Origin of the sequence: Streptomyces sp. NPDC005799 (genome assembly GCF_040630525.1) — a bacterium.
GTDB classification, from domain to species: Bacteria; Actinomycetota; Actinomycetes; order Streptomycetales; family Streptomycetaceae; genus Streptomyces; species Streptomyces griseorubiginosus_B.
Genome location: NZ_JBEXXQ010000003.1, coordinates 349,864 through 361,020 on the forward strand (window position 1 = coordinate 349,864; position 11,157 = coordinate 361,020).

The 11,157-nt window shown below is 68.3% G+C and carries 11 protein-coding genes, 1 rRNA gene and 1 riboswitch; of the genes, 1 reads left to right on the plus strand and 11 read right to left on the minus strand.

Annotation, left to right across the window (positions count from 1 at the left end; genetic code table 11):
- Nucleotides 1–89 precede the first annotated feature (89 nt).
- Nucleotides 90–185: riboswitch (glycine riboswitch) on the minus strand.
- A gap of 111 nt (nucleotides 186–296) precedes the next feature.
- The gene (locus tag ABZ453_RS05315) at nucleotides 297–674 is read left to right on the plus strand and encodes a PRC-barrel domain-containing protein (protein WP_207929935.1); all 378 of its coding nucleotides are present in this window, start codon (nucleotides 297–299) and stop codon (nucleotides 672–674) included.
- Between the two features lie 80 nt (nucleotides 675–754).
- Here ABZ453_RS05315 and ABZ453_RS05320 read toward each other — a convergent pair whose 3' ends face one another.
- The 11 genes from ABZ453_RS05320 to rrf form a co-directional block, all read right to left on the minus strand.
- Nucleotides 755–2,125 (minus strand): DNA polymerase IV, encoded by a 1,371-nt coding sequence (locus ABZ453_RS05320; RefSeq protein ID WP_359011739.1) that lies wholly within the window; start codon nucleotides 2,123–2,125, stop codon nucleotides 755–757.
- A gap of 67 nt (nucleotides 2,126–2,192) precedes the next feature.
- Nucleotides 2,193–2,837, minus strand: a complete 645-nt coding sequence (locus tag ABZ453_RS05325) for a MerR family transcriptional regulator (protein ID WP_359011741.1) — start codon at nucleotides 2,835–2,837, stop codon at nucleotides 2,193–2,195.
- Nucleotides 2,838–3,096: 259 nt separating this feature from the next.
- On the minus strand, nucleotides 3,097–3,570 hold the full coding sequence (locus tag ABZ453_RS05330; RefSeq protein WP_004002801.1) for a bifunctional nuclease family protein: 474 nt from the start codon (nucleotides 3,568–3,570) through the stop codon (nucleotides 3,097–3,099).
- 83 nt (nucleotides 3,571–3,653) lie between these two features.
- The gene (locus ABZ453_RS05335) at nucleotides 3,654–4,391 is read right to left on the minus strand and encodes a MerR family transcriptional regulator (protein WP_359011743.1); all 738 of its coding nucleotides are present in this window, start codon (nucleotides 4,389–4,391) and stop codon (nucleotides 3,654–3,656) included.
- A gap of 19 nt (nucleotides 4,392–4,410) precedes the next feature.
- On the minus strand, nucleotides 4,411–5,295 hold the full coding sequence (locus ABZ453_RS05340; RefSeq protein ID WP_359011770.1) for an FHA domain-containing protein: 885 nt from the start codon (nucleotides 5,293–5,295) through the stop codon (nucleotides 4,411–4,413).
- Between the two features lie 82 nt (nucleotides 5,296–5,377).
- Entirely contained in the window at nucleotides 5,378–6,235 is an 858-nt protein-coding gene (locus tag ABZ453_RS05345) for a DUF881 domain-containing protein (RefSeq protein WP_359011745.1), read from the minus strand.
- Nucleotides 6,236–6,240: 5 nt separating this feature from the next.
- Nucleotides 6,241–6,573 carry a small basic family protein gene (locus tag ABZ453_RS05350; protein ID WP_003988855.1) on the minus strand — a complete coding sequence of 111 codons (333 nt, stop codon included), beginning with the start codon at nucleotides 6,571–6,573 and terminating at the stop codon, nucleotides 6,241–6,243.
- Nucleotides 6,570–7,475 carry a DUF881 domain-containing protein gene (locus ABZ453_RS05355; RefSeq protein WP_359011747.1) on the minus strand — a complete coding sequence of 302 codons (906 nt, stop codon included), beginning with the start codon at nucleotides 7,473–7,475 and terminating at the stop codon, nucleotides 6,570–6,572. The genes ABZ453_RS05350 and ABZ453_RS05355 overlap by 4 nt, the downstream gene beginning before the upstream one ends.
- Nucleotides 7,476–7,586: 111 nt before the next feature.
- Nucleotides 7,587–10,082, minus strand: a complete 2,496-nt coding sequence (locus ABZ453_RS05360) for a mannose-1-phosphate guanyltransferase (RefSeq protein WP_359011749.1) — start codon at nucleotides 10,080–10,082, stop codon at nucleotides 7,587–7,589.
- Nucleotides 10,083–10,197: 115 nt separating this feature from the next.
- Complete coding sequence (locus ABZ453_RS05365) at nucleotides 10,198–10,806, minus strand: CDP-alcohol phosphatidyltransferase family protein (protein WP_133047467.1); 609 nt, start codon at nucleotides 10,804–10,806, stop codon at nucleotides 10,198–10,200.
- Nucleotides 10,807–10,916: 110 nt separating this feature from the next.
- Nucleotides 10,917–11,033 (minus strand): 5S ribosomal RNA (rrf, locus tag ABZ453_RS05370).
- Nucleotides 11,034–11,157 lie beyond the last annotated feature (124 nt).

Sequence of the window (11,157 nt, forward strand, 5' to 3'; positions counted from 1 at the left end):
GAGAGCTTCACCGGGTCGCCCGAAAGCTCCCGGTTTTCACCGTCGGTGAGGGCGGAAGCCGTGACACCCGCCCTGCTTTCCAGAGTGACCTCGTCCGTGCGGTACGTGAGCCTGAGAGATTCCGGGGAGGATTTGCTCCTTCGGCGCCTCCGGTGTCACCCGGAGGACTCTCCCGCGCGGGGTCATCAGCCGTTGACAGAGTACCAGTGCGCTCTACAGCGCGGCTCGAGTGGCCGCGTCGCCCGATGTGCACTTTCGTAGTGCTTACGGATGAGTTGCGACCATGTGGAGGGCCCGTGCAGACCGACATCGATCCGCGCAACCTGATCGGCCGCAAGGCGTTCGACCGCAACGGCACGAAGATCGGCACCATCGACGAGGTCTATCTCGACGACGCCACCGGCGTGCCGGAGTGGGCGGCCATACGCACGGGTCTCTTCTCCCGCGACGCCTTCGTCCCCCTGGAGCCCAGCGAGCTGGTCGAGGGCACCCTCCACGTCCCCTTCGACCGGGCCCTGATCAAGGACGCCCCCGACTTCGGCGTGGGCCGCCACCTCTCCCCCGAGCAGGAACTCCAGCTCTACCACCACTACGGCCTCCACCTGGCCTCACCCCCCTCGCTCCCGGACCGCGACTTCGGCAGACTCGCGGGCCAGGAGGACGCGGACGCCTGACCCGCGCCCCGCCGACACCCACAACCGGCCCAGGTCACACACCACCTCACACTCCACCCCAGTTCACACTCCACCCCAGCTCACACGCCACCCCCGTCCACCGAAACCCCGGGTCTCTCCGCGACCAACGGCAAGGGTTCGGCCGCCTCCAGTTCAGGGTCGTCGACCCGGAACGTCCGCACCCTCCCGGGCCCGGACCACGGCGTCTCGAACCGCACGGTCACCCGCCCCAGCCCGCTCCCCTGCACCCACCCGTGCCCGAACTCGCCATGCCGGACGTCATGCCCCGCCGGCCACCGCCGCTCGACCACGGTCACCTGCTCCTCGACGGGCTCCTCCACCCCCTCGTCCCCGGAATGCTCCATCCCCGTCGCATCCCCGGCGGCCTGCGCGAACAAATCCTCCTGGGTGTAGTCGGCCAGCCCGCTCACCCCCACCCCCAGCAGCCGCACGCCTCCCGTCGTGTCCACGGCGTCCAGCAGCCGCGCCGCGGCCTCCCGCACCACCGCGGGATCGTCCGTGGGCCCCCGCAAGGTCTCGGACCGGGTCAGCGTGGAGAAGTCGTACCGCCGCACCTTCAGTACGATCGTCCGCCCCGACAGCCCCGCGGCACGCAGTCTTCGCACGCACCGGTCCGCCAGCCGCTGCACCTCCAGCCCCACCCGGATCCGGTCGTGGATGTCCACGTCGTAGGTGTCCTCGACCGACACCGACTTCGCCTCCCGCTCGGCGACCACGGGCCGGTCGTCGTGCGCCAGCGCCATGGCATACAGCGCGTGCCCGTGCGCCTTGCCGAGCAGCCGTACCAGCTCGTCCTCCCCGGCCTCCGCGATGTCGTCGACCGTGGTGATCCCGGCCCGCCGCAGATGATCGCCCGTCGCCGGCCCCACCCCGGGCAGCGTCCGCACGGACATCGGCCCGAGCAGCGCCCGCTCGGTCCCCGGCTCGATCAGCACCAGTCCGTCGGGCTTGGCCTCCTCGGAGGCGATCTTGGCGAGCATCTTGGACGCGGCGAGCCCGACGGACCCGGTGAGCCCCGTGCCGGTCCGTATGTCGGCGCGCAGCTTCTCCCCCACCAGCCTGGCCGACGCCTCGTCCCAGGCCGCCTCACCGGCCTCCAGGTCCACGAACGCCTCGTCCAGGCTCAACGGCTCGACCAGCGGCGACAGCTCGTGCAGCAGCCCCATGACCTGCTCGCTGATCGCCCGGTAGAAGCCGAACCGCGGCACCAGATACGCGGCGTTCGGCGCCAGCCGCCGCGCCTGGGCCATCGGCATCGCGGACCGCACCCCGAAGACCCGCGCCTCGTACGAGGCCGTGGCCACCACCCCACGCGGCCCCAGCCCGCCCACGACCACGGCCTTCCCGCGCAGACTCGGCTTGGACGCCTGCTCCGCCGAGGCGTAGAAGGCATCCATGTCGAGATGCAGGATCGTGGGCGCGTTTCTCACGTCTCCGATGCTGCCCTACGCCACTGACAATGCCCCCGTACGACGTCGGGCGGCCCGCGCCCGCGCCTCAGACGGCCCGGTTGCGCCGCCGCGCCAGCTCGTCCGCCGGGTTCTGACCGACGAGGGTCTCGCCGGTGTCGATCCGCTCGCCGTGCAGCTGGGACAGCGCGCTCTCGACGTCCCGCCAGACCACCCCGACGGCGATCCCGAAGATCCCCTGGCCGCCCTGGAGCAGGGCGTGGACCTCGTCCGGCGAGGTGCACTCGTAGACCGTGGCGCCGTCGCTCATCAGCGTCATGCGCTCCAGGTCCCGGAAGCCGCGCTCCCGCAGGTGCTGCACGGCCGTGCGGATGTTCTGCAGCGACACGCCGGTGTCCAGGAACCGCTTGACGATCTTCAGGACGACCACGTCCCGGAAGCTGTACAACCGCTGCGTCCCCGACCCGTACGCGGGCCGCACGCTCGGCTCCACGAGCCCGGTGCGCGCCCAGTAGTCGAGTTGCCGGTAGGTGATACCGGCGGCCGCGCAGGCCGTGGGACCGCGGTAGCCGATCTGCTCGGACGTCATGGACGTCGCCCCTCCGCTGCTGGGCACGGCCGTCGGTCGCTGGGGAGCGTGATCGGCCGCGCTGCTGTGAAGCGGGTACGGAAGGCTCGACCCGACCTCACGCCCGGGGGCACCCCCAGCCGTACCGTCGCCGCTGCTTCTCACGCCGACCTCCGTCCTTGACCTGCCTCCTCGAAGGTAGGCAGCCACCAGGGGTGCGTCAACGACCGCCACACTCGGCACGCCGAGTGATAATCACCCTAAGAGTGGTTTCCCGTACCCCACCGCGGGGAAAGGCTAGCCGAATGCGCTCGGGACGAGTCGCAGGACGCTCTCACGCGCCGGTGGCAAATGCCGGCATTTGTGTGGTCACCGGACACAACCGGCCCGTCACGGACCGCTGGTCCGCCGGGCCGGCCGCGCGTCACTGGCTGCTGGTGCCGAAGTCCTCCGGCGAGATCTGGTCGAGGAACTCGCGGAACTTCTCCACCTCGTCCTCCTGCTCGTCCGGGATCGCGATGCCGGCGTCGTCGAGCACTCCGTCGCTGCCGTAGATCGGCGTCCCGGTGCGCAGCGCGAGCGCTATGGCGTCGGAGGGGCGGGCGCTCACCTCGACCCCGCTGGCGAAGACCAGCTCCGCGTAGAAGACGCCCTCACGCAGATCCGTGATGCGCACTTCGGTGAGCTCCTGGCCGACGGCCTCCAGCACGTCCTTGAACAGGTCGTGGGTCAGCGGCCGGGCGGGAGCCATGCCCTGCTGGGCGAAGGCGATCGCCGTCGCCTCCCCAGGCCCGATCCAGATGGGGAGGTAACGGTCGCCTCCCACTTCCCGCAGGAGCACGATCGGTTGGTTGGAGGGCATTTCGACCCGGACACCTACGACATCGAGCTCGTTCACACAGCAACCCTAGGCCGTGCCCGGGACGTTTGGGTAGTCGGGCAGGGAACGGGGGGCCGATCCGGCCTTCGCCTCGCGCCCGCTCAGGGCAGGCGGACGCCGAGCGCGGTCTGCACCAGCGCCGCGTGCAGCCTCACCGCGAGCGCCGCCAGCTCCTTCGTACGGGCCTCCGCGTGCGCCCTGGTCTGGGGATTGCGGTGCCGCTTCAGCGGGGCCACCACCTGGTCCACGAGGCCCGCCTCACGGTCCGCGGCGGCCTTCATGGCCCGCAGGTGCCGTGGCTCGATCCCGAACCGCCCGAGCTCGACGACGAGGGAGGCCACGGTGACAGCCTCGGCGTCGTACACCCCGTCCGGCAGCGGAGTGAGCAGCCCGTACGACTCCCACTCCTTCAGCTCCTGCTCGTCGATGCCCGCCGCGGCGAGCAGCTCGGCCCGTCCGATCCGGGCGGCGGTGGGGCCCTCCAGCGGCTCCAGGACGGTCTCGCCGTCCCGCTGACGGTTCACGACGGGCAGCGGCAGAGCCTCGCCGCGCTCCATGGCGTCCAGATGCTCGCGGATCACCTTGAGCGGCAGATAGTGGTCCCGCTGCATCCTCAGGACATGACCGAGACGCTCGACGTCACCGGCGGTGAACTTCCGATAGCCCGAAGGGGTCCGCTGCGGCTCGACGAGCCCCTCCGACTCCAGGAAGCGGATCTTGGAGATGGTGACCTCGGGGAACTCGTCACGCAGCACGTTCAGCACCGTGCCGATGCTCATCAGCCCACTGTCCGCGGCGGCGGCCCCGTGCCCGGAACCGCCGCTCGGTGATTGCAGCATGGACCTTCTCCGGGGAGGGTCAGTAGCCCCGCTGGCTCGCGTAGAACACCAGCCGGTACTTGCCGATCTGCACCTCGTCGCCGTTGTTCAGGGCGACCTGGTCGATCCGCTCGCGGTTGACGTACGTGCCGTTGAGGCTGCCGACGTCGGCCACCGTGAAGGAGCCGTCCCCGCCCCGGCGGAACTCCACGTGACGGCGCGAGACGGTCACGTCGTCCAGGAAGATGTCGCTCTGCGGGTGGCGGCCGGCCGTGGTCAGATCGCTGTCCAGCAGGAAACGGCTGCCCGAGTTGGGGCCGCGGCGCACGACGAGGAGCGCGGAACCCATGGGCAGCGCGTCCACGGCCGCCTGGGCCTCGGGCGAGAGGGCGGGAAGCTGTGTCTGCCCGGTGACCTCGGCGTCGTAGGCCTCCAGGCCGGAGATGGAGATCGTGGACGTCGTCTCCGAGGGGCGCTCGGGGGTGGCCCCGGCCCGCAGCGGGGCGCCGCAGTTGGAGCAGAAGCGGCTGTTCTCCGCGTTGCGGTTACCGCACCTCGTACACACCAGGGCCGACATAGGGGAAAACCCTCCACCCGTAGTTGAGGTTGACGGTTGCCCGAAACCTATGCCGCCGGACTGCGCAGGGTCAACAGACGGCGCGCCCTGACCTCCGGAAATGTCACCGCCCGGACCACCGACCTGGTCCCGGAACAGCGGACGCTGACCCTCCGCGTCGGGCTGTGCGCGATGGCGGGCGGTGGCATTGTCGCTGCCCTCTCGCGCGCTCTTGCCGAACAACTTCGCAAACAACTTCACGGGCGATTCCCCTTGACCGAAACAGACCCGCCCGTGGGGCAGGACGAACCCTGACTCATTACGCCGGCCGACCCGGACATTCTCACAACGTCCGTATCCACCAGACAGTTTCCACCACGCACCACCCGTTCGGTGCGCCGACCCCCCGCAACCTCATGCCCCTGCCGGACGCCCCCCATGCACCGCCGGTTCACTGGGAGGACGACCGAGCGTAGTCAGGCTGCTTCGCCGCTCGCAAGGCGTCCACGACGATCTTGTTCGACCGCTCGACAGTGACCGTGGCCTGCTCCTTCTCAAGAGTCTGCACCACGCCTCCAGGGATGTTGAGCGCCGGCTCGAGGTCCGCCGGCTTGCCGATGACCTTGAAACGATAGGGCGCTTTGATCTTGTTCCCGTCCACCGTGACGCTCTTGCCCGAATCCGTGAAGTAGGTGCTGGCCACCACGCGCACTCCGTTCACCTGGATCGCCTCCGCCCCCGCCGCGCGCAGCTCCTGGATCGTGTCGAGCAGACTGTCCGACTCGACCGCTCCCTTCGCGTCCTCGATCGTCATGCTGATACCGGGCCCCTGTGCGGCGACCGTGCCAGCCAGAATGCCCAGTTGCTTCTCCTTCTCGATCGTCTGCTTCCGGGCCTCCTCGGCCTGGTCGGAGCTGTTCTCCAACTCGCCGCGCTGCTTCTCCAGCCCCTGCTTCTCGTCGTCAAGACGCTGCGTACGGTCGTCGAGTTCATCGAGGATGCGTACGAGGTCCTCCTGCCGAGCGCCACGCAGGGCACTGTCGCTGTCGCTGTTGGAGGCCACCTGGATGGCCAGTCCGAAGCCCAGGCCGAACAGCAGGACGGCGACGATCAGTTGGGCCCGGGTGACACGCGGCGGCCACAGACCGTCGACGAGCCGCTGGCGCCCGGTCAGCGCCGGCTCCTTCTCCTCGGGAGCTTCCTCGACGGCCTCGGGCTTCGCCTCAGCAGCCTCAGGTGCCTCCGTCGGCACCTCTTCGGGAAGTTCCTTGCGGAGCCTGTTCTCGGGCTTGTCGTCCTTCTCGCTCATCGGCCTCACGCCCGGAACACATGCCGGCGGATCGCCGCGGCGTTGGAGAAGATCCGGATGCCGAGGACCACGACGACGCCGGTGGACAGCTGGGCGCCCACGCCCAACTTGTCGCCCAGGAACACGATCAGCGCGGCCACGACCACGTTGGACAGGAACGACACGACGAAGACCTTGTCGTCGAAGATGCCGTCGAGCATGGCCCGCAGACCACCGAAGACGGCGTCGAGCGCCGCGACGACGGCGATCGGCAGATAAGGCTCGACGACCGCCGGAACCTCAGGCCGGACCAACAGTCCGGCCACGACTCCCACGACGAGGCCCAGTACGGCGATCACGATGTGCCCTTCTCAGTTTTCTCGGTGCTCGGCTGTGCTGTACGTACGATCACACTCGGTGCGGCGGGCAGCCGGAGGTCGCCCTCCACGGAGATGCTGGTCCGGATGCCGTAGTTCTCCTGCAGCGCATGCAGATACAGTCCGTCGACGCTGTCCTGGAACCGGGTGCTCAGCTGCTTGCCGTCCCCCACGGCTATCACCGTGTACGGCGGAACAAGTGGCCTGTTGTCGACCAGTATGGCGTCACCCGCGGCCCTGATCGCCGACAGCGCCGTCAAGCGCTGGCCGTTGATCGAGATGGCTTCGGCCCCCGACTCCCACAGCCCGTTGACGACACGCTGCATGTCACGGTCACGGACCCGGCCCGTGTCGGAGAAGTCCGAGGTCTCGCGCGGGTCGCCGTTGCCGCCGCTGGTGGCTTCCTTCGCGTCGTTCACGACCAGTTTCACGCCGGGACCGTGGACTGCGACGGCGCCCGACAGGACGCCCACGAGCTCCGACTGGTCGCCCGCCCCGCTCTTCTTCAGCGCCTCGCGCTGCCGCGCGCTCACGTCGTCGCGCAGCTTGTCGACGGAGGCTTCCAGCTTGTCCGCACTCGCCGTCTCACGGTCGATGCGGTCGATCAGCTCCTGGCGCTCCTTGGCCACGACCGGCGCCGCCACGCGCGCCTGTGCCGCGCCGACGGTGACGACGAGAGCCGCGAGGACCAGCCCGGCCGCCAGGCCGAGCTTCGCACTGAGTGTCCGGGGCAGCCCGCCGGCGCCCTCCGCCTTCTTGCGGGCGGCCGCCTCGGCGTAGCCGTCGTCGAGGCTGTGGTCCATGACGTTGGTGAGCAGGAACATGGACGCGTCCGGCCGCGAAGGGCGCGTGGGTGTGCTCCGAATGGGGGGCTGCTGCGGCATGCCGCACATCGTCGCACGTCGCGACCACTACCTCCGAATGGCCCCACCGGCGTGCCGGACAGGCCCCCTTGGGGACACTTGTCCGGCACGCGCGTGTGCTGCGGCTTTACCTCAGCGCCCGGCGCTGTCCACGACCGCCGACCACTCGTCCAGCAGGGCCTGCGCGGAGGCGTCGTCCGGGCCCTCCGCCCACAGATGGGTGACCGCCTCGGCCGGGTCGGGCAGCACCATCACCCAGCGTCCGTCGGTCTCCACCACCCGCACGCCGTCGGTGGTGTCCACGAAGCGATCTCCCGCCTCTTCGACCACGCGCCGCATCACAAGCCCCTTGACGGCCCAGGGCGTCGCCAGATCACGCTTCAGGACGTGCGCACGCGGAATCCGCGCGTCGATCTGGCTGAGCGTGAGCTGCGTCCGCGCCACCAGCCCGATCAGCCGGACGAAGGCGGCCGTACCGTCGAAGACGCTGCTGAACTCCGGGACGATGAACCCGCCCTTGCCGTCACCGCCGAAGATGGTCGTCTCGTCACGTCCGACGCGGGTGAGGTCGTCGGGCGAGGTCGTCGTCCACTCCACCTGCGTCCCGTGGTACGCCGCGACCTGCTCGGCGATCCGCGTGGTCGTCACCGGCAGCGCCACACGGCCGCTGCGCCGCTCGGCGGCCACCAGGTCGAGCATCACGAGCAGTGCCCGGTCGTCCTCGACGATCCGTCCCTTCTCGTCGACGAGCGAGAGCCGCTCACCGACGGGGTCGAAGCGCACACCGAAAGCCGCCCGCGAGGACGCCACGATCTCACCGAGCCGCACCAGCCCCGAGCGCCGCACATCGGCCGACTCGGTGGGCCGCGACTCGTCGAGGCCGGGGTTGATGGTCAGCGAGTCCACGCCGAGCTTCCCGAGCAGGCTGGGCAGGACCAGCCCCGCACTTCCGTTCGACGCGTCGACGACGACCTTCAGCCCGGACTCGGCGATCCCGGTGGTGTCGACATTGCGCAGCAACGAACCCGTGTACGAGTCGAAGACGCTCGCCGGGAAGTGCAGGTCCCCGATCTCACCGGGGAAGGCACGCCGGTACTCCTGCCGCGCGAAAACCCGGTCCAGCTTGCGCTGGCTGCCCTGCGAGAGGTCCGCGCCCTGTCCGTCGAAGAACATGATGTCCACGGAGTCCGGCACACCGGGCGTGGTCCGGATCATGATCCCGCCGGAACTGCCTCGCGCGGTCTGCTGGCGGGCCACGGGCAGCGGTACGTTCTCCAGGTCCCGCACCTCGATCGCGCTGGCCTGCAGAGCCGAGATCACCGCCCGCTTGAGGGCACGGGCGCCACGGGAGTGGTCGCGGGCCGTGGTGACGGTGGAGCCCTTCTTGAGGGTCGTCGCGTACGCGCCGGCGAGGCGGACGGCGAGCTCGGGCGTGATCTCCACGTTCAGGATGCCGGAGACACCCCGGGCGCCGAACAGATGCGCCTGGCCGCGGGACTCCCAGATCACCGAGGTGTTGACGAAGGCGCCGGCCTCGATGGTCTTGAACGGATAGACCCGCACATTGCCCTGAACGATCGATTCTTCACCGATCAGGCACTCGTCCCCGATGACCGCGCCGTCCTCGATCCGGGCGGCACGCATGATGTCGGTGTTCTTTCCGACGACACAGCCACGCAGATTGCTGTGCTGCCCCACATACACGTTGTCGTGCACGACGGCCTTGTGCAGGAAAGCGCCGCTCTTCACCACGACGTTCGAACCCACGACGGTGTGCTCACGGATTTCGGCGTCCGCCTCGACCTTGGCGTAGTCCCCGATGTAGAGGGGACCGCGCAGCACGGCGTCCGGATGCACTTCAGCACCCTCCGCCACCCAGACGCCCGGCGAGATCTCGAAACCGTCGATCTCGACGTCGACCTTGCCCTCCAGGACATCGGCCTGCGCCTTCACATAGCTCTCGTGCGTGCCGACGTCCTCCCAGTAGCCCTCGGCGACATAGCCGTAGACCGGCTTGCCTTCCTTCATCAACTGCGGGAAGACGTCACCGGACCAGTCGACGGGCACGTCGGCCTCGACATAGTCGAACACCTCGGGCTCCATGACGTAGATGCCCGTGTTCACGGTGTCGGAGAAGACCTGCCCCCAGGTCGGCTTCTCCAGGAAGCGCTCGACCTTGCCTTCCTCGTCGACGATGGTGATACCGAATTCCAGGGGATTCGGCACACGCGTCAGACACACGGTGACGAGCGCACCCTTTTCCTTGTGGAAATTGATGAGCTCCGTGAGGTCGAAGTCGGTCAGCGCATCGCCGGAGATGACGAGGAATGCATCGTCCTTCAACGCCTCTTCGGCGTTCTTGACGCTTCCGGCGGTACCGAGTGGCTTCTCCTCATTGGCATAGGAAAGCTCCATACCGAGCTCTTCGCCGTCACCGAAGTAGTTCTTGACCAAGGAGGCCAGGAACTGGACAGTTACGACGGTCTCGTTCAGCCCATGCCTTTTGAGCAGCCGCAGCACATGCTCCATGATCGGGCGGTTCGCCACGGGCAGGAGCGGCTTGGGCATGCTCGAGGTCATGGGGCGAAGGCGTGTGCCCTCGCCTCCGGCCATCACGACGGCCTTCATGTCGGAAGCGTCCTCCTCAAACAGACGACGGTCTAGCCGACTTCACCCGTCCAGATTCTCCCGCACTTTTCCACCGGGGGCCATCGAGCCACTACGGTGGCGGGAATCGGTGAGTTCAATCGGCCATGGCGTCCGCACGGACCAGGCGGCGGACTTGTACCACGTAGAGCACTCCTGCCCACCAGTAGAGCGTTGTACCCCATCCAGCGAACGCCCATCCGAAAATAGCAGCGAGTGACGAGATCCATCCACTTCCGTCACTGAGCAGCAGCAGCGGGAAGGCGTACATGAGGTTGAAGGTGGCGGCCTTGCCCAGGAAGTTCACCTGCGGCGGCGGATACCCGTGTCGCCTGAGGATACCCACCATCACCAGCAGGACGAGCTCTCGCGCAAGAAGTACAGCAGTCAACCAGATCGGCAGAATCTCGCGCCAGGTAAGACCCACCAACGTCGAGAGAATGTAAAGCCGGTCGGCTGCGGGGTCGAGGAGCCGGCCGAGGCTGCTGATCTGGTTCCAGCGCCGCGCCAGCTTGCCGTCCAGGTAGTCACTGATGCCGCTCAGGGCCAGCACCAGCAGCGCCCACCCGTCACTCTTGGGTCCTCCGAACTCAGGCCGCAGAATCAGCCACAGGAAGATCGGCACGCCGACGAGACGCGCCATGCTGAGGATGTTGGGGATGGTGAGGACCCGGTCCGTCTGGACACGGGTCTCCTGGACCTCCACCCGGGGGCCTCCTGTGGGAAACGAACCGACGATGCCCCCTGACCTTACCTCAACGCAAAAAAGCTCTGGCTCCTGGGCTTGTGTGCCCAAGAGCCAGAGCTCTAAAAGGAGTTCGGCGGCGTCCTACTCTCCCACAGGGTCCCCCCTGCAGTACCATCGGCGCTGTAAGGCTTAGCTTCCGGGTTCGGAATGTAACCGGGCGTTTCCCTCACGCTATAACCACCGAAACACTATGAAGTTCGACCGGAAAAACACAGTCGTTGCCTCAGAACTAACACAGTGGACGCGAGCAACTGAGGACAAGCCCTCGGCCTATTAGTACCGGTCACCTCCACACGTTACCGTGCTTCC